Source organism: Paenibacillus sp. TSM33 (genome assembly GCF_056099025.1).
The window spans coordinates 402,013-420,332 of the sequence record NZ_JBLZXB010000017.1; the positions used below are offsets into that span (position 1 = coordinate 402,013).

15 protein-coding genes are annotated in these 18,320 nt (G+C 46.0%); 2 read left to right on the forward strand and 13 right to left on the reverse strand.

The window, feature by feature from the left end:
• Positions 1–46: 46 nt before the first annotated feature.
• The 8 genes from ACN6NF_RS13750 to ACN6NF_RS13785 form a co-directional block, all read right to left on the reverse strand.
• Positions 47–829, reverse strand: a complete 783-nt coding sequence (locus tag ACN6NF_RS13750; RefSeq protein ID WP_474318187.1) for an STM4013/SEN3800 family hydrolase — start codon at positions 827–829, stop codon at positions 47–49.
• A complete protein-coding gene (locus ACN6NF_RS13755; RefSeq protein ID WP_474319059.1) occupies positions 829–2,163 on the reverse strand; it encodes an STM4014 family protein in 1,335 nt (444 codons plus the stop codon). The genes ACN6NF_RS13750 and ACN6NF_RS13755 overlap by 1 nt, the downstream gene beginning before the upstream one ends.
• Positions 2,164–2,231: 68 nt before the next feature.
• Complete coding sequence (locus ACN6NF_RS13760; RefSeq protein ID WP_474318188.1) at positions 2,232–3,074, reverse strand: STM4015 family protein; 843 nt, start codon at positions 3,072–3,074, stop codon at positions 2,232–2,234.
• Between the two features lie 223 nt (positions 3,075–3,297).
• A complete protein-coding gene (locus tag ACN6NF_RS13765; protein WP_474318189.1) occupies positions 3,298–4,764 on the reverse strand; it encodes an efflux RND transporter periplasmic adaptor subunit in 1,467 nt (488 codons plus the stop codon).
• Between the two features lie 71 nt (positions 4,765–4,835).
• Positions 4,836–6,353 (reverse strand): DHA2 family efflux MFS transporter permease subunit, encoded by a 1,518-nt coding sequence (locus ACN6NF_RS13770; protein ID WP_474318190.1) that lies wholly within the window; start codon positions 6,351–6,353, stop codon positions 4,836–4,838.
• Between the two features lie 15 nt (positions 6,354–6,368).
• Positions 6,369–7,022 carry an HlyD family secretion protein gene (locus ACN6NF_RS13775; protein WP_474318191.1) on the reverse strand — a complete coding sequence of 218 codons (654 nt, stop codon included), beginning with the start codon at positions 7,020–7,022 and terminating at the stop codon, positions 6,369–6,371.
• A gap of 357 nt (positions 7,023–7,379) precedes the next feature.
• Positions 7,380–8,192: a hypothetical protein gene (locus ACN6NF_RS13780; protein WP_017427599.1), complete on the reverse strand. Its 813-nt coding sequence runs from the start codon at positions 8,190–8,192 to the stop codon at positions 7,380–7,382.
• A gap of 20 nt (positions 8,193–8,212) precedes the next feature.
• Positions 8,213–8,671, reverse strand: coding sequence for a flavodoxin (locus ACN6NF_RS13785; RefSeq protein WP_016822119.1), 459 nt, complete (start codon positions 8,669–8,671; stop codon positions 8,213–8,215).
• 448 nt (positions 8,672–9,119) lie between these two features.
• On the opposite strand from ACN6NF_RS13785, the gene ACN6NF_RS13790 reads away from it, so the two are divergent.
• Both ACN6NF_RS13790 and ACN6NF_RS13795 read left to right on the forward strand, forming a co-directional pair.
• Entirely contained in the window at positions 9,120–9,983 is an 864-nt protein-coding gene (locus tag ACN6NF_RS13790) for a class I SAM-dependent methyltransferase (protein WP_013371574.1), read from the forward strand.
• 8 nt (positions 9,984–9,991) lie between these two features.
• Entirely contained in the window at positions 9,992–10,738 is a 747-nt protein-coding gene (locus ACN6NF_RS13795) for an RluA family pseudouridine synthase (protein WP_474318192.1), read from the forward strand.
• Positions 10,739–10,830: 92 nt separating this feature from the next.
• On the opposite strand, the gene ACN6NF_RS13800 is transcribed toward ACN6NF_RS13795, so the two are convergent.
• The 5 genes from ACN6NF_RS13800 to parE all read right to left on the reverse strand — a co-directional run bounded on the left by ACN6NF_RS13800 (position 10,831) and on the right by parE (position 18,274).
• Positions 10,831–12,333 carry a DHA2 family efflux MFS transporter permease subunit gene (locus ACN6NF_RS13800; RefSeq protein ID WP_474318193.1) on the reverse strand — a complete coding sequence of 501 codons (1,503 nt, stop codon included), beginning with the start codon at positions 12,331–12,333 and terminating at the stop codon, positions 10,831–10,833.
• On the reverse strand, positions 12,317–12,802 hold the full coding sequence (locus tag ACN6NF_RS13805; protein WP_474318194.1) for a MarR family winged helix-turn-helix transcriptional regulator: 486 nt from the start codon (positions 12,800–12,802) through the stop codon (positions 12,317–12,319). Before ACN6NF_RS13805 ends, ACN6NF_RS13800 begins: the two co-directional genes overlap by 17 nt.
• A gap of 261 nt (positions 12,803–13,063) precedes the next feature.
• A complete protein-coding gene (locus ACN6NF_RS13810) occupies positions 13,064–13,534 on the reverse strand; it encodes a MarR family winged helix-turn-helix transcriptional regulator (protein WP_474318195.1) in 471 nt (156 codons plus the stop codon).
• A 275-nt stretch (positions 13,535–13,809) separates the two neighbouring features.
• Positions 13,810–16,272 carry a DNA gyrase subunit A gene (gene gyrA / locus ACN6NF_RS13815; protein ID WP_474318196.1) on the reverse strand — a complete coding sequence of 821 codons (2,463 nt, stop codon included), beginning with the start codon at positions 16,270–16,272 and terminating at the stop codon, positions 13,810–13,812.
• A 22-nt stretch (positions 16,273–16,294) separates the two neighbouring features.
• A complete protein-coding gene (parE, locus tag ACN6NF_RS13820) occupies positions 16,295–18,274 on the reverse strand; it encodes a DNA topoisomerase IV subunit B (RefSeq protein WP_474318197.1) in 1,980 nt (659 codons plus the stop codon).
• Between the last annotated feature and the right edge of the window lie 46 nt (positions 18,275–18,320).

Below are 18,320 nucleotides of genomic sequence, written 5' to 3' on the forward strand. Positions count from 1 at the left end.
TGGATTCTTGATATTTTACCAGTGCAATCTACGTTTCTTTTTTGTTCTACAGTATAAATTCGCGGTAAGGCACATTCCACACTACCTCATGCGCCAGGCGATGCCCTTCGTAGCCGTCTTCCCCATAAGCTGTACCATGATCGGAAAAAGCCATGCAAAACGTCTTGCCCCGCTTCCGCAAAGCATCAAACAAACGTCCAAGTTCACCATCCACATACCGCAAAGCTGCTCGTTGAGACTCTACTGAATCTTTTGAAGAGCCCTTTATAAAATAATGATTAGGCCCATGGATGGCTGATACATTCAGAAACAAAAACAAGCGCTCTGCAGGGTCTGCCTTCTCCAGCAGCTTCAAAGCGTGATTCACCTGATGTTCTGTTGAACGGGGGTTGGTAACGCCAAAGTTCATGCGCCAGTAGCTCTCTTGAAAATATCCGGGCAGCACCTTGGCCAGCTTGTTCTTCTTCGTGAAAAAAATAACGCCGCCGATACAGATGGTCCGATAGCCCTCGTTCTCCAGCCCGGACACAATGTCCGAAGCATCAAACAGCCAGGTATGTGGATGCGTACGCAGTCCCGTATCCTTTGTGTGAAACAGCCTGACATGTGAAGCCTTATCCGTATTGGCCGGAGTCGGTAAAAAACCGCCAAAAAAAGCATGGTGTGCAGCATATGTAAAGCTCCCTGGTGTATGGCGCTTTTCCCACGACCCCGAGCCACATAAATTCGGACAGTTTTCTTCCTCCAGCTTGGCTACGTCATAACGCAGGGTATCCAGCGTAATCATGACAATATCATGAGAGCCGACAATTTGATTCATATCAGTCATTATCTGTCTTTCCTTTCCAAAACTACGCTCCTATTAGCAAGGTGCAGCATTTCCCATTCATATGGATTCCAACCCTGATGTTCAACCCGGTACAGTAAATCACCAAACGGATTAACATCCAATACATAGGGACGCCCACCGTGAGCCGGAACGAGCACATCCAGTCCAGCAACCATGGACGCTGGAAAAACTCTCATGGCGGCTTTTGCAGTATGCTGGACCGATTCTATCGTACTCTGTGGTAGTCCGGCTTCGTTCAGCGAGAGTCGCTCATTACGCAAATGTAGATTTGTAATAGGGCTGTGACTCAAACGTAAAACCGCATGACAAGCCTCTGATTCACACACGAGTTGACGCACATCATAAATGCGTCCGTTCAGGGTCGCTTTGGGAATCCAGCGTTCCACATGTACCCCTTCCGAACATAGCCAGTTAAGGATGGCATGAATGTCCTGCTTGTCCGTATAACGACGCAATCGTCCGGCATTATAGTACACACGCTGTCCGTGTATGATCTCTGTTCCAATCGTAGTTACCGCCAGCTCTGCATTTGTCTTGGGATGTACCTGATATGCCATAACACCAGAAGCACCCGACCCGCAAAATATTTTCACAAATACGCGGTGAAACCCACTCTCTTTCATAGCTGTATGCAGATCGACAGCATCACGCAATGCACCGCCTGAAGCTGTAAGCACAGGCGGGACCCTAATGTCTGCCTGGTCTAATACAGCGCTACAACGCCGTTTGTCAAACATCACAGCCACTTCCGCAGGATCGTTCATCCAGCGTGACGATGGCCAGAGCCGATCTACTTCATGCCGCAGCCAAGCCAGCAGACGGCAATAGCCCCGGAACCATTGTGCCGGGTGCCAAATGCGACCATGCTGCTCCTGTAGACGGGTCGCTTCTGCCGCCAGTATACCTGTGCCATGTGCCCATTCCGGCCATGGCAACAGAGAATCGTCTCCCTCGGCATCCGGGGCGCCCAGAGCAATCAACTCTCGCTCTACCTCAAAGTTTTCGCCCGGTGCATCCAGGCGTAGCAGCGGGCCTCTGTCTGCCCTTCCTGCCAGTAATTGATCAATGCTCTTTTGCACATGGATACTGTCATTCACGCTATCTTGCGCAGCTTGTGCAGCTATCCTGACCATCAGCTCGCTCAGACTCTGTTTCTGGCTAATAGCTCTTAATACATCTATATATGAAACCTCCAGAGCGGACGGAAGCTTTAATCTGCTTCGCGCCTCCTGAATCCCTGTAGTTCGACGATTCCCCGGATTACCGAACAAGATAAACGGCTCGTTGACATTTCTATCCCACATCATAACTATAGAGCCGCCTCACTTTAATTTCTTATTAATTTTAAAATCATCCCGTTTTATAAATCCATTGGAGCAGATTACTCTGTCAGTGAAGGATAACGCCAATCATCTTCTTCATCTGCTTCTTGTTGATCCTCTACGTTCACAGATAAACCTGAGCTTTTCCAGCGCTCCATCATTTCACTAGACATATAATGATAGCTCAAATCCAGATGCTTTAGCCCTTTTATGCTTTCACTAGCCAGCAACGCTTCTGCACCTTGATCGGACAATGTACCTTGTGAGAGATCCAGCACCTCCAGTTGTCCAATCACAGGTGCATTAGCAGCAGCAATTGCAATTTCATCCTGTATTTCACTGTCTTTGAGTCCCAAGTATGTAAGTTTGGGAAAAGGATTGCTGTCCAAAAACGGTAAAATATCTTTCAGATTACCGTCAAAACCATAGTCCTCGACACCCAAATACAGCTCCAGCTTGCGCAATTCAGGCAGTTCGGCATTACGGATTTGTTGAAGAACGCTCACAGGCAGACCGCCACAAATAATAACCAATTCCTGAAGATGATTATGACGAAGTGGTTCCAGACTCAGGTCCTGGCTTCCTTTGATATATAAGGATTCAAGCTTTGGAAACGCTTCTAATAGCGGGGAAAGATTCGTTTGGTTAATCCATGAAACCTCACATTCATCATATTCCATATCACCAATAAACAGCTTGCGCACCTTAGGAAATTGATCTTTTAGCTTCACTAACACCGGTATAAAATCATCTGGTGAATTTTCATAGGCGCCGCCCCAATCTCCAATGATCAGATCCGTAACTTGGGCACTCTCCGGCTTGGCTGCCAGTTCTTCAATAGACTTGGCCATCGTTTGGCCATTCTCATAAGCTTCATAGTCCACAACCAATTTCACTTCCATCTCACAATTCCTCCGATCGCTTGTCTCAGATCTCGTAAACTATCTATTTCCAATTTAGTCTATCCTATTCTACCAATGTTCGTCAAAAAAAGTCCCAGATCGACATTAATCCTATGTAAAATGTGCTAATGAAATAAAAACAAGACAGCCCACTTAGGGGCTGCCTTGGAACGTATCCATAATAAATTTCTACTATTATAAAGAACGCAAGTTTAGAACCAACTTATTGGGTAATTGTAATCGGTGAGTTATCGGACAGCAATGCCAGATTATTCACGATCACATTCTCTTCTTTGCTCAAGCCACTGGTAATGAGTGTTTGTGAACCTGTCGTTTGAACGGTCTTCACTTCCTTGCGTTTCGCATGGTCACCGTTTACTACATATACATATTCTTTACCTTGATCCTTTTGAACTGCCGCAGTAGGAACAACAATGCCTTCTTGCGCATTGGCAGCGACAAAGCTGATATCAGCCAACATGCCAGATTTCAGTTTCATGTCTGGATTGGCTACTGAGATTTTTACAGGATAACCTTTTCCGCTTGCATCCAACGGGCTTACATTTTTTACTGTGCCTGTTGTTACAATGTTGGAAGCTGCAACACGAACCTGTACCTTGTCACCTGCTTTCACATTGTTGATCTGTTCTGCAGGGACATAGATCAATGTATTAACCGTACTCAGGTTAGCAATGACTAGCGCAGGAGACTGAGCGGATACCATTTCGCCCACTTCTGCATTTTTCGTACCCACAATACCATTGATCGGTGATCTAACAATGGTGTCATCCAATGCATCCTGAGCAATGTTTACATTCAGTTGTGCCTGCTTAAGAGATTGTTGGCTAGACTCGATGCCAGCCGTATTTTGAGATACTTTAAGCTGATTTTGTGCATTGCTATAGCCGCTATTAGCATTACTATAGCTATTTTTTGCTGATTCATAGCTGTTGCGGGCTGTAGTTAGGGCCTTTTGAGCCGCTATCAATTGATCTTTTGCATTAGCCTGCGCATTTTGTGCATTATTATAAGCCGCTTCTGCATTCACAACTGCGGTTTTTGCTTGTTCTAATTGTGCTTGGGTGCTCGCACCAGCATCAAACAGACTTTGTGTACGTGTTACATTCTTTTGTGCATCTGCCAAAGCTTGCTGTGTTTGTTTCACCGTATTGGCTGCAGATGAGACACTATGTGTCGCTTGTTCTACGGCTGTGGTTGCTTGATTAATAGCCCCCTGAGCCTGATTGATTGCGCTTTGGGATTGAATCACACCGCTCTTGGACTGCACTAAGCCCGAAGTTGCTTGAACCATCGTTGATTCATGGGATGCTTGAGCGGTACTTACGCCAGCTGCTGCTGCGGCTGCGGCTGCGCGAGCTTTTGCAACATTGTTACGCATATCCTTATCGTCCAGCTTGAACAAGACCTGACCCTTTTTAACCTCAGAACCAATATCCACAGGCAGCTCAACCACTTTACCGCCTACTTTAGGCACAATATTGACGGTTTCCGAAGGTGTTACCGTACCTGTATAAATATTTCCCTGTCCGATAATCCCCTGCTGTGCTTGACTAATTTTAACTGGAACGACCATGTCCTGAGCCGCTCCACTATTACTGGAGCAGCCTGCCAGCACTGCGCCGCCGAGGACTAAAGCCGCTAATGTACTTTCTACTCTCAATATTTTCATGATAATTCCCTTTCTTTCTGTCCGTGGAAATAATGTAAGCCATCCAGTCGATATTTTTGTATTTCTCTTTATTAAGCTTCCGGCTGTGTCTTTGCTTTCTTCCTCTGAATAAACAAAAAGATGAGTGGAATCGTGCAAAACAGCGGTATAGATGAAATGAGGAACGTATCCCCAATTCCTCTCGATGTAGCATCCAGTGTGATTAAACTACTTATGGATGACATCCATGAGCTACCCAATGTCGCCTGTAGCGTATGAGCTGAGTCCTGTGTAATGGACTCCGAAATTTGCTGGGCATGAGCAGCTGAACGGCTTTGCATAATGGCGGTCAGTACTGCAATCGCCATAGATGCAGCCACGGTACGTACCAGATTGGACGCTGTAGACGCATTGGCTACCTTACTCGGATGAACGGCATTCATGCCGACCGTGGACAATGGCATCATGCAAATGCCAATTCCCAGACCCCGCAATGCCATTACGGTTTCCAACCAGGCATGCGAAGTATCTGGCGTAAGCTGATGGAGATGATAGGTCATAAAGCTGGTTAGTGTCAGGCCTACAAGTCCCAAAGGCACAATGCCGAACTTATCGAACAGCTTCCCGGCGATAGGCATCATGGCCGCCATGGCAATGGCCTGTGGAATGAGGATAATACCAGTATCAATCGGTGACACGCGCTGAATATTTTGCAAAAACAACGGTGTAAGGAACGTTCCTCCGTACATCCCCATCATGACCAGACTGGAGGCGATAACACTAATCGTATATTTTGAATTTTTGAATAATGAAATTTCAATTACAGCATTATCCTTGCCGCTTTCTACATAGATGAGAAAGACAAGTGCCCAGAAAGCAACAAACAGCAGGGATACAATCCCAAACGAAGTCCAGCCATCACGTTGACCGTTTGTCAGTGCGTACAATAGTGTTCCTGCACAGGTTGCCGCCAGTAAGAATCCTGGCAGATCAAACGGTTTCGGCGTTACCTTAGGCGGCTCCTTGATGAGAAGGATGACCATTAAAATGGCAAATAAAGCAACCGGCAGACTGACAATAAACAAGAAACGCCAGTTAAACCATTCAATTAAGTAGCCACTCAGCGTAGGCCCTACAGCTGGTGCGGCCATTGCGGCGATCCCCCATATACCAAGGGACATCCCGATTTGTTCACGCGGCATGATTTTGTAAATAATCGTCATACTCAGCGGCATGATGACACCGCCGCCCAGACCAGCCAGTACACGCGCTGCAATCAGGGAAGAATCACTCCATGCAAAAATACATATTCCTGTTCCCAGCGAGAACACGCTGAGCGCAAGAATCAAAAACTTTTTGTACCCGATACGCTGCTCCATATATCCGGTAATCGGGACGATTACGCCGGATGCAAGCGTGTAACCTGTAATAACCCACTGAATACGTGTCGTTGTTGACCCTAAATCCGTCGTCAATCGTGGAATGGCGACGTTGATCAGACTGTTGTTCAGAATGGCGACAAAGGCGCCTAAAACGATAGCAAAAAAGGCAAGCCAGCGTTCTTTGGAAGAATCTGTCGAAGGAGCAGCAGCAGTTTCATTGGCAGCCACATGGACCCCTCCTTTTTAAGATGTATGAATTTTTACTTCCACGTTCGTCCCAGGGATAAGCTTCATGTCCTTCGGCTTGTTCACAGCAATTTCTACAGGTACACGTTGAGTCACCTTATTAAAGTTACCACTTGTGTTCACAGCAGGAACGAGCGAAAACACTGCATTGGAAGCTTCGCCCACTTTACGGACCTTACCCTGAATGACCTGATTGCCTGCTGCATCAAGCGTAATGTCAACAAGCTGTCCTGGTTTAATACGGTTAATATCGGTTTCTTCAATATTTGTGGATACATACAGGTTGTTCATATCAACCATAGTCGCTACAGCGCTACCCGGTGTTCCAATTTCATGCTCTTTCGAATAAATCTTAATGACAGTTCCGTTAATCGGCGCACGCAGGACAGACTTGCTAATCATGCTTGCATCCAGTCCTGATACATCTTGCTCAGCAATCGGTTCATTGCGTTGCAGCACATCGCCTTCTTCAACATCAATGTGGCTAATCTCACCAGAGATTTGCGGCATCACCTTATACTGATCGGCTTGAATGCGCGCATCGTCACTTTTAACAAAGTGTGTTGCCTGATACCAATAATAGTAGCCAATCGCTCCACCACTCAGAATGAGCAGCACGATGAGAATCGGCAATACAGTTTTCTTACTCACTTGTTCCACCCCTGTTGTCCAAAAAATTTTTATTATTCAACGCTAATATTTTAAAATTGAAATATTAGGCCATTAAACCAAATGTAGAGCATAAATAAACACATGGCAGCAAGCCATGCACAAGACAGGACTTATTTATGTACGTAGGACAAGCTGATCATAGTCCACAAACCGTCTTTATTATATTTAAATATTTTCATATAACTATTGTACATTGAAATATTATAGATATATTTATCTATTCAGGCAATATAAATTTTCAGTTTTTTCAGAATTTTTTTTCACAAAAAAGAACCTTGTTTCCAAGGCTCTTTCATGAAAAGGGATAGTTTACATTTAAAGGTTCACGCAATAATCCTAAGAGAAAAGCGTAGATCCAACTGACCGATCCCTACAGTTTTTCGCCTCCCGCTCTTCCTTTTTGTCCTTATTCGCTCTGTTCTGCTGAGAAGCTTGCTGCCCCATACATCCCCTGCAACGACAGCGTTCTGCCATACCATGCATATCCTCTCTGGAGTCTTTTAGTAATCGTACGTAATCCAAAGATTGCTGTAAAGAAGCCGAACCAGGAAGAAAACGAACCTTCTTCCCTTCTAGCAGACAGTATACTTCGATAAGCTGAGGAAGAGCTCCAAATGCATAATAACAAAATACATTTGTTAAATGATGAAATGTACTAATAACGTTAGGGTTGTAGTCCACCATATACTTTTGAATCAGCAATGAATCCGCTTGTTCTGATTGTTGCCAGGCTGCCTGAATAATCAGCGAAATATCGACCTCCAACTCAGGTACCGCTGTACAAAATTGTTCATACAACATCACAGGCACCAATAAGTCATTATTTAAGGCACATATTTTTGACAACTCGCCTGATACTTTATTTTTGACATCCCAGTAATGGAACAAAGATTCAAAACTGTTCGACTGCTTAGGCCACCACTTCTCCAGCACATACTGAACAGGGACTTCTCGCCGTACCTCTACTTCCATTCCAAAGTATTCGTTCAGCGCATGCCCTATCGCATATTGAACCCTTTGCCGCCAATTCCAACCCTCACGCCCTCGTTTTCTCTGTGATTGATGGATTGACTGCGGAGTTCTCCACATCTCTTCAAGCTGATAGTCGTGCAGAAGAGGAAAGCCGCTTAAGCTATCGCTATTGCGCATACCTATCCCTCACTCTCTTCTCAGGACACTCCAATGCCAGCCTGCGCAAATTGTCTTCCGTAAGCTCGGCAATTCTCCTTCTCATCATCGAGTGGATTGAATTCAATCTTCAAACTCTCCTGAATGACTGATGCGCCGCGTTCTTTGACTTTTTCCTCTACCAAGTCCACTGCGCCACAGAATTGTGTATAAGATGTATCTCCACTGCCAAATACAGCAGTCTTTTTGCCAGACAGATCAAGCTCGTCTAGTTCCTCGTAAAAATCTAAAAATTCATCAGGAAGCTCACCATCTCCCCATGTATATACACCCAACAGGAATCCGTCATATGCGAGCAATTCTTGCGCGCTGCAATCATACGAAGCCTTCAACTCTGCCTCATGCCCTGCCTGACGAACACCCTCGGCGATCAATTCCGCGATTTCCTCTGTATTACCGGTCATGCTAGCATAAGCAATCATGATTTTACCCAAGTTCATCCCTCACCTTTATTTGAAATATGGGATGCTTTCATTCCCTATTACTCAAATAATATTTGATAATGATTCTCATTGTCAAATACAAATTTCAATCATGAGGTGTATTTTGGTAAACCTATACGCAAAAAAGTCGCATTTTATGCGACTTTTCACTATTAAATCTATGGATAGTTATGAAAATATTATGTACGTACAACCAAATCTCTTTTTTATAAATAGAATAAAAACCGGATAGTTGTACGTACAAGTGGGATTGATTTCATTTTAATATGGAAGCGCTCTAATTACAAGTATATCCGAAAAAAATATTTTCGTTCCATCTCACTACTTACTTATTCATGGAACCATTCGATTGTTGCTAAGGTTTGTTGTACAATAGACTCCATGTGGGGATTTTGTGCAGCTTGCTGCCTAAATCCTGAATTGACTGCTGAAGGATGGATTGTACATGTATGTAGCACAAGAGTGGAAAGACTATGAAGTAATGGATACAGGCGGTGGTGAAAAGCTGGAACGTTGGGGCAATATTGTCCTGCGTCGTCCCGATCCGCAAATCATATGGCCTTTGACCCAGGAAACAGCTGAATGGCGTAATGTTCATGGCCATTATCACCGCAGCTCTTCCGGGGGCGGCCAATGGGATATGAAAAAGCCTATCCCCGAGCGTTGGACGATTAGCTATGGACCGCTTAAATTCCACATTAAACCGACCAGCTTTAAGCATACTGGTCTTTTCCCAGAGCAAGCCGCCAACTGGAGCTGGATGATGGATAAAATTAAAGGCGCAGGTAGACCCATTTCCGTATTGAATTTGTTTGCATACACGGGAGGAGCCACTACTGCCGCAGCGTATGCCGGAGCCAGTGTAGTTCACGTGGATGCAGCCAAAGGTATGGTGCAGTGGGCAAAGGAAAACGTTCAATTGTCCGGTCTGGCTGACCGTCCGGTACGCTTCATTACAGACGACGTGTTCAAGTTCGTGCAACGGGAACAACGTCGGGGCAACCGTTACGATGCCATTATTATGGACCCTCCTTCTTACGGACGTGGACCTAACGGAGAAACCTGGAAGCTGGAAGAAAGCTTATATCCGTTTCTCGAATCCTGCATGAGCATCATTTCGGACCAACCCTTGTTCATGCTGATCAATTCCTACACGACAGGTATTTCACCTACTGTATTGCGTAACATGCTGAGCATGACGATGCAACAAAAGTATGGCGGACAAATTAGCGCCGGTGAAATCGGATTGCCGATCACACGCTCTGGATTGAATTTGCCTTGTGGTATTCTCGGACGCTGGGAGGCTTAATTCCTCTTATGAATCAAGATGAACTTACTCGGCAAGAGCATACACATCCGAATATTCCTGTCCTGTATGAGGACAATCATGTCCTGGCGGTTGTAAAGCCTGTCAATGTTCCGACACAGGAGGATGCCAGCGGTGATCCCGATCTGCTGTCTTTACTCAAGGAAGATCTGAAAATCAGACACAATAAGCCTGGTAACGTCTTTTTGGGTTTAGTGCACAGGCTGGATCGACCTGTAGGCGGAGCTATGATTTTTGCTAAGACGTCCAAAGCGGCTTCTCGTCTGTCAGAGTCGGTTCGAAGCCGTCATTTTCACAAACTGTATACAGCTGTTCTGAATGGCGTTCCTGAGGCTCTCCAAGGCCGTCTAACCCATTACCTGCTTAAGGACAGCCGTACCAACACGGTCAAAACGGTTCGCCCCGGCACGGCTGGTGCCAAGGAAGCCATTTTGGAATACCGCGTTATCGGACAAGCTGCTGGACTTAGTCTTGTGGAAATCAAGCTGCACACCGGACGCTCGCACCAAATTCGCGTACAGATGCAGGCAATCGGCTGTCCCCTCTATGGGGACCAAAAGTATGGCGGCAATTTGAGCCGCCCCGGTCAACAGCTGGCCCTCTGGTCCTTGCTCGCTGGAGCACCGCATCCGGTCAGTAAGGAAGCGATGAGCTTCCATTCACTGCCTCCCGTTCAATTTCCTTGGAGTGAGTGGCCCTTGTCGCTTTATGATAAAATGATTACATCGGATAATTGAGCAGACTTACCACAAAGAACCCGCACTACATGTAAACAAACATGTAGTGCGGGTTCTTATTTGTACAAAAGCAAATGAAAATGTATCCATGCTTATGATGAGGAAGCCACAGTCTGCCCCTTCTCGCTGTTGACCAGCTGTTGGCGGTGACGAGCGTTTTGTGCATTTGTATTTTTGATGAAAAACGCCAAAACCAAAGCTGTCACGCTCAATAGTGTTGCAATGATAAATGCCGAGTTAATACCGTAGATCGTAGCTTGATTGCTAGCAGCCAGCATTCCCGCTTTGTCCGTAACGCTCAGTCCCTCGGATGCCACCATCGTGGTCAAACGATTGCTGGTTTGAGTAGACATCACCGTCACTAGAATTGCTGTCCCAATCGAGCCTGAAATCATACGCAGCGTATTGCCCATCGCCGTACCATGGGCATTCAATCGTTGCGGAAGCTGATTCAGTCCGGCCGTTTGGATCGGCATCATCAGTAATGACATCCCGAACATTCGTACCGTATAATTGATTAACAGTGTCATATAGGTGGTTGATTCGGTTAAACGTGTAAATTCCCAAGTCGTTACAGTCATAATCAACAACCCAATTACAGACAGCCAGCGCGCTCCAATTCGGTCAAAAATAGCCCCCGTCACAGGAGACATGACCCCCATCAGAATCGCTCCTGGTAACATTAGCATACCAGACTGGAGTGGTGTAAATCCGCGAATATTTTGCAAATAAATTGGAAGCAATATCATACCGGCGTACAGAGCCATCGTCACAATAACATTAATGATTGTCGTCAAGCTGTACACATCGTATTTAAAGATACGAAACTCCAGCATAGGCTCATCTACATTCAGTTGTCGGACAATAAATAAAATAAGCGCAATCGTCCCGACGATGAGTGTAGACAGCACTGGAATACTCCCCCAACCCGATGTTCCAGCATCACTAAAGCCGTATAACAGCCCACCGAAACCGAGTGTAGACAAAATAACACTGAGTATGTCCAGCTTAGGCTTGGACTGCTCGGTTACATTTTTCAGAAAAATAAATCCGATCACAATCGAAATCACGGAAATCGGCAAGATGATCCAGAACAATACTCGCCAGTCATAATGCTGGACTATATAACCAGATAAGGTTGGTCCAATGGCTGGAGCAAACCCCATCGCAAGCCCCAGCGTTCCCATTGCACGGCCACGACGCTCTATTGGGTAAATGTTCAAGATAACGACCATCATTAATGGCATCATAATCCCTGCACCCGCAGCCTGAATAAGCCGACCGATCAGCAATATACTAAAACTCGGCGCTATTGCACATAACAGCGTGCCGATTGAAAAAATAGTCATTGCACTAATAAACAATTTACGAGTAGAGAAACGGGCAATCAGGAATGCGGTCACCGGGATCAATACCCCGTTCACGAGCATAAAGCCTGTGCTAAGCCACTGAGCTATATTGGCATCTACATTCAGATCACTCATCATTTTCGGTAAAGCCACACTTATCAATGTTTGGTTTAAAATTGCAACAATTGCGCCAATCAACAGAGCGGCCACAATGGGTGCTCTGCGGACATTACCTGGTAGTGTCATTTGAGGACTGCTCAAGTTGATTCATTCCCTTCGGTGTTAATTTCATGATCATTTGTTTATGAACATCCAAGAGCAACTCTAGCTGCTCCTTCGGGATATCCAGAATTGGCAAGACGCGCTCCATCCACATGGCGTCTACCTTTTGCATTATATCTTTTCCTTCTGGCGTAAGCGTCAGTACTAAAGATCTGCGATCATGCTCATGCCGTCCGCGAGCGAGATATCCCGCCTTGGTCAAGCGGTCAACCACCCCGCTCATAGAGCTGCTTCCCACATGAGCTATCTCTGCCAGCTCGGATAACCCAATATTGGGGCGTTTATTCAGAATCGCCAAAGCCATGTGCTGAATGGCCGTCAGATCCAAATGCTGCTCCTCGTTCCAGAAAGCATAAAATATCGTCTTGTTAACCTCCCTTACCGATTGAATAATCCGGTACACCTCTAGTCTGTCTTCCTCTCTGTCGCTCACTAGAACCATCCTTCTTCCCCATACATATTCATTACCCATATAACATAAACTAGTAACTATTTGTATACGAATTGTTATTTATTTATAACTATTATTTTATCATCTCTTATGTAAATGTCAACATCCCTCCAAACACTACCTATAGTGGGACACAAAAAAGCGCGGAAATGATACCACGATCGGCATCTATCCGCGCATTTCTATTCAACTTAGAAAGCCAATCTGCTGTGTACAGCTACATTCCATGTATCCACTAACTAGCTATTCTGCTCGCTCTATTTGTTCCTTTATTCCCTCATCTTCACTGGCTGATACAGCCGTTTTCGTCTTCGTTGTAATTTTCCCCAACAAATAAACCAGCAAATTCTGATTGTGCTGAGATATTCGGTTAAGCGCAGAACCCAGAAAATCGTCCCGAATTTGCAATCCGCGCTCCACTTCTTCTCTGCCTTGATCTGAAATAACAATCCATACAATTCTACGGTCCTTTGCGTCTCTGAACCGGGTGACCAGTCGATTTCGCTCCATCCGATCCAATAGCATCGTAACTGCCGCAGGTGTGGTGGCGAGATATGGGATTAGTTGAGACGGCTTCATGCGGCCGTATTCGTTCAGAACCTCCAGCACCGTGAGTTGAGCCTCAGTTAGTGATGGAGCTAGTTGCTGTTCCATATGAACCTTGTAATCCTTAGCCATTCTGGACCAGATTTTTGCAAATTCGGTCGTTTGCATTTTGCCTCACTCCTTTGAATAACAGGGTCAGTAAAAGCATCAAAGTTACCGTATGGGCCACCGTCCGGATTGTATTTCATCACATTAAATTTTCGCCATTCTCCCCCAGTTTCCTGCCATTTTTGGAGCATCAAATGAAAAGGGGAAGGAAGTCTCACTTCGGATTTGGAGGCAGGTCAAGGTTCGACAGCATGACGGCAAAAAGGTCCTCATTCGTGCCGGAATGGCACGTGAGGACCTCTCTTTTTCGAGCTAAAAAACGCTTGACTTAACAATTATTCTACTGTCTGCGAACTCTGAGGCTCACTACGCGGCAGCACATTTACAATTTCGTCTTTCTTTTCCACCGGAGCCAGCAGTTTGCCTGTATCCTTGCGGTCAGTTAAAGGAGCTTTTTCCGAAAGGAAGGACATCGTCTGCCCTTCTGATGTGATGACAAATAATTGAACAGCTTCACGACAGTAGAAGGCAGCCACGATTCGAGTTCCGTTCGAACGAACCCGCTTGCCTTCCTTGAATTCGAAGGTACTGATTCCTTTACCGCCTCTCCCCTGAGAAGGATAATCCAGCAGAAGCGTACGCTTACCGTAACCGGATTCGGTCAGTACCAGCACCTCTCCTTCATCCTCTTCTACCCATAGCGCTGCGACAATTTCATCGCCTTCCGCCAGTTGTATGCCTTTGACACCCGCTGAAACGCGGCCCATGGCATTAACCTCTTGCTCCTTGAAGCGTATGCTCATCCCTGCACGGGTAATCAACATTATATCCTTGCTATTGTCGCTTAACGTTACTGATAATATCTCATCGTCGCCAGCCACCTTGCAGGCTGCTACAGCACTGGAACGCTTTGTGGCATATTCTGTAAGTTCTGTTCGTTTGACTTGCCCTTTCTTGGTTACAAACACCAAACTTTTACCGATTTCCTCCATGTTTTTGATCGGAATAACGCTTACGATACGATCTTCCTTCGATAGCGAAATGACATTGACAATTGGAGTTCCCGGCTCTTTCCACTTATACTCCGGTATCTGATGCACAGGCAGCAAAAAGTATTGTCCACGCTGGGTGAAGACGAGCAGCACATCGAGTGTATTGACGTCAAGGAACTGGGTAATGTAGTCCCCTTCTTTAACTCCGGAATTTGAACGGTCCCCGCCAGAACGAGTGAACGATAGCATACTCGTACGTTTCACATAGCCATCTTTCGAGAGGGTTAGCAATACATCCTCTGCCGCAACCATGACCTCCAGATTTACCTTAATCTCTTCTACCTCACCTTGTATCTCCGAGCGACGGTCTATGCCGTACTTTTCACGAATTTCCAGCAGCTCCTTGCGGATCAGACTGATCAGCTTGCGGTCACTTTCCAGAATCGAACGGTATTGAGTAATTTTCTTCTGAATGTCAGCAAGCTCTTTTTCGAGGGTGGTAATTTCGAGATTTGTAAGACGGTACAATTGCAGAGTCAAAATGGAATCCGCCTGCCGTTCACTAAAGCCAAACATCCATTGCAAATTATTTTGTGCATCCTGACGATTTTTAGAAGCTTTAATAGCTACGATGACCTCATCCAGAATGTTCAGCGCCTTGACTAAACCTTCCAGTACATGTGCACGGTCCTCCGCCTTCTCTAGTTCAAACTTGATACGGTTTGTGACAACTTCACGCTGATGAGCTATATACGCTTCCAAAATGGATTTTAATCCAAGCTGGTGCGGTGCTTTGTTTACGATGGCTACCATATTGAAGTTATAAGCCACTTGGAGATCGGTTTTTTTCAGCAAATATGCCAAAATACCTTCCGCATCCGCTTCCTTCTTCAGCTCGACAACAATACGCAGGCCATTACGCCCACTCTCGTCACGAACCTCGGCAATTCCTTCTACCTTTTTCTCCAGACGGATGTTCTCCATAGCGGTTACGAGTCTGGATTTAACAACCTGGTATGGAATCTCTGTAATAACCAGTTGCTGCTTGCCTCCACGCAAAGACTGAATCTCCGTTTTGGAACGGATATAAATGCGTCCTTTGCCTGTTCTGTATGCATCCTTGATACCTTCGCCACCCATAATGAGTCCGCCAGTCGGGAAATCTGGACCTTTTATAAAGGTCATAATCTCTTCCAGCTCGATCTGCGGCTTTTCCATCACTGCGATGGTGGCGTCAATCACCTCACGCAAGCTATGGGTTGGAATTTCCGTTGCAAACCCCGCTGAAATCCCGCTAGATCCGTTTACCAACAGATTAGGATAACGGGAGGGCAGTACAACAGGCTCCTTTGCCGAATTATCAAAGTTATCCTTGAACAAAACCGTACGTTTCTCGATATCACGCAGCATTTCCATTGCTATCGGAGACAAGCGTGCCTCCGTGTAACGCATAGCTGCCGCAGGATCGTCGTCCTGAGAACCCCAGTTGCCGTGGCCATCCACCAGTACGTGGCTCATTTTCCAAGGCTGCGCCATCCGTACCATTCCATCGTAAATAGATGAATCACCATGAGGATGGTAATTACCCATAACGTCCCCAACGGTTTTGGCGGATTTGCGATATGCTTTTTCCGGGGTATTACCCGAATCGTACATCGCGTACAGAATTCGGCGTTGCACAGGCTTTAATCCATCCCGTACATCAGGTATCGCCCGATCCTGAATTATATATTTGGAATATCGGCCAAAGCGGTCACCGACCATTTCCTCCAGATAAGCTGGCAAAAATTGCTCCGATAAGCTCATGTCTACACCTCATTTAATAGCACTACTCTACGTATTCCGTGAAATCCACGTTTTCCACGATCCAGCGCTTACGCGGATCCACCTTATCACCCATCAATGTGGACACACGGCGCTCAGCTTTGGCAGCATCTTCAATCTGAACGCGCAACAGGGTACGTGACTCGGGATTCATTGTTGTTTCCCATAACTGATCAGGATTCATCTCCCCGAGTCCTTTATAACGTTGAAGCTCAAAATTCCGTCCAAACTCTTTTAAGTAATTATCAAGCTGCTCGTCAGTCCAGGCATAACGAACCGTTTCGAGCTTACCCGACTTGCGGGTTATTTTATACAATGGCGGCTGAGCAATAAATATTCGTCCTGCATCAATGAGTTCTTTCATGTACCGATAAAAGAACGTCAACAACAGCACTTGAATGTGCGCGCCATCCGTATCTGCATCGGTCATAATGATGATTTTGGAATAATTGCTGTCTTCCAGCGTGAACTCTGTTCCTACCCCCGCGCCAATCGCTGCCGTAATAGCACGGTACTCATCATTTTTCATAATATCCGCCAACTTTGATTTTTCAGGATTCATCGGCTTGCCCTTTAGCGGCAAAATCGCCTGGATTTTGGAATCCCGTCCCTGTTTGGCCGATCCACCAGCCGAATCGCCTTCCACGATAAATAACTCATTACGTGTAAAATCCTTAGACTGCGCAGGCGACAGTTTGCCATTCAAATTAGAACTTTCACTGCGTTTCTTGCCAGAACGCATTTCGTCCCGAGCCTTACGTGCAGCTTCACGCGCTTTGGATGCTTGAACTGCCTTTCTGATTAAGGTTTGCGCTATCTGTGGATTTTCCTCCAAAAAGCGCTGCATTTGTTCAGATACAATGGCATCCACTGTACTCCGCGCCGAAGCACTACCCAGCTGATCCTTTGTCTGACCGACAAATTCAACCTCGGCCATCTTGACACTGATGACAGCCATCATACCCTCACGTAGATCGTTACCCTCCAGGTTTTTATCCTTTTCCTTCAACATCGCTGTTTTGCGTGCATAGTCGTTCATGATACGAGTGTAAGCGGTTTTGAAGCCTGTTTCATGCGTACCCCCGCCACGTGTCGGAATGGAGTTAACGAACGAAGCAATCGTCTCTGTGTAGCCGGCATTGTATTGGATGGCAATCTCCACTTCAATGTCTTCTTTCTCGGCATTAAAGTGAATAACATCATGAAGTACATCCTTGCCCTCATTCAAAAAAGCAACAAACTGACTCGCTCCACCCTCATAAAAATATTCATCTGACTTTCCGCTGCGTTCGTCTTTAAGCTGAATACGAAGGCCGGAATTCAGAAAAGCAATTTCCTGAAGGCGCTCAGCCAACGTATCGTAGTTAAAATGAATTCCTGACTGAAAAACGCGAATATCCGGTTTAAATGTAATTTTCGAGCCCGTCTTGTTAGTATTGCCCAGCACTTCAAGGCCTGTGGTCGGTTCACCGACATGCTCCACGCCCTTCTTGTCCTGCCAATATTCAAACCGCTGACGGTGAATCTTGCCGTCCCGGTAGATTTCCACTTCAAGCCATTCCGAAAGAGCGTTCGTTACAGACGCACCTACCCCATGCAGACCCCCGGACTTTTTATATCCCGAACCGCCAAATTTACCTCCGGCGTGCAAAATGGTGAATACAACTTGAGGCGTAGGAATTCCCATTTTGTGCATTCCCGTAGGAATACCGCGCCCGTTGTCTGATACTGTAACTGAACCGTCCTTATGCATTGTAATATCAATGCGAGAGCAAAACTTGGCGAGATGTTCATCCACCGCGTTGTCTACAATTTCCCATACCAAATGATGCAGTCCCGAAGAACTGGTGCTCCCGATGTACATGCCCGGCCGTTTGCGAACTGCCACAAGCCCTTCGAGCACTTGAATGTCGTCCGCGCCATATTCTGAAGCTCCGTTCTGTGTACCGGAAGCTCCCGCAGACAAGTCGATTTTGTCGACCATTCATGCTCCCCCTTTGTCTAATCATAACCGTGTTTTGCCTTATTCT

Excerpts from the sequence above, each read along its gene's own strand:
- ACN6NF_RS13750 (WP_474318187.1), bottom strand. The coding sequence starts at position 829 with ATGACTGATATGAATCAAATTGTCGGCTCTCATGATATTGTCATGATT.
- ACN6NF_RS13760 (WP_474318188.1), bottom strand. The coding sequence starts at position 3,074 with ATGGAAGTGAAATTGGTTGTGGACTATGAAGCTTATGAGAATGGCCAA.
- ACN6NF_RS13765 (WP_474318189.1), bottom strand. The coding sequence starts at position 4,764 with ATGAAAATATTGAGAGTAGAAAGTACATTAGCGGCTTTAGTCCTCGGC.
- ACN6NF_RS13780 (WP_017427599.1), bottom strand. The coding sequence starts at position 8,192 with ATGCGCAATAGCGATAGCTTAAGCGGCTTTCCTCTTCTGCACGACTAT.
- ACN6NF_RS13785 (WP_016822119.1), bottom strand. The coding sequence starts at position 8,671 with ATGAACTTGGGTAAAATCATGATTGCTTATGCTAGCATGACCGGTAAT.
- ACN6NF_RS13790 (WP_013371574.1), top strand. The coding sequence starts at position 9,120 with ATGTATGTAGCACAAGAGTGGAAAGACTATGAAGTAATGGATACAGGC.
- ACN6NF_RS13795 (WP_474318192.1), top strand. The coding sequence starts at position 9,992 with ATGAATCAAGATGAACTTACTCGGCAAGAGCATACACATCCGAATATT.
- ACN6NF_RS13800 (WP_474318193.1), bottom strand. The coding sequence starts at position 12,333 with ATGACACTACCAGGTAATGTCCGCAGAGCACCCATTGTGGCCGCTCTG.
- ACN6NF_RS13810 (WP_474318195.1), bottom strand. The coding sequence starts at position 13,534 with ATGCAAACGACCGAATTTGCAAAAATCTGGTCCAGAATGGCTAAGGAT.
- gyrA (WP_474318196.1), bottom strand. The coding sequence starts at position 16,272 with ATGAGCTTATCGGAGCAATTTTTGCCAGCTTATCTGGAGGAAATGGTC.
- parE (WP_474318197.1), bottom strand. The coding sequence starts at position 18,274 with ATGGTCGACAAAATCGACTTGTCTGCGGGAGCTTCCGGTACACAGAAC.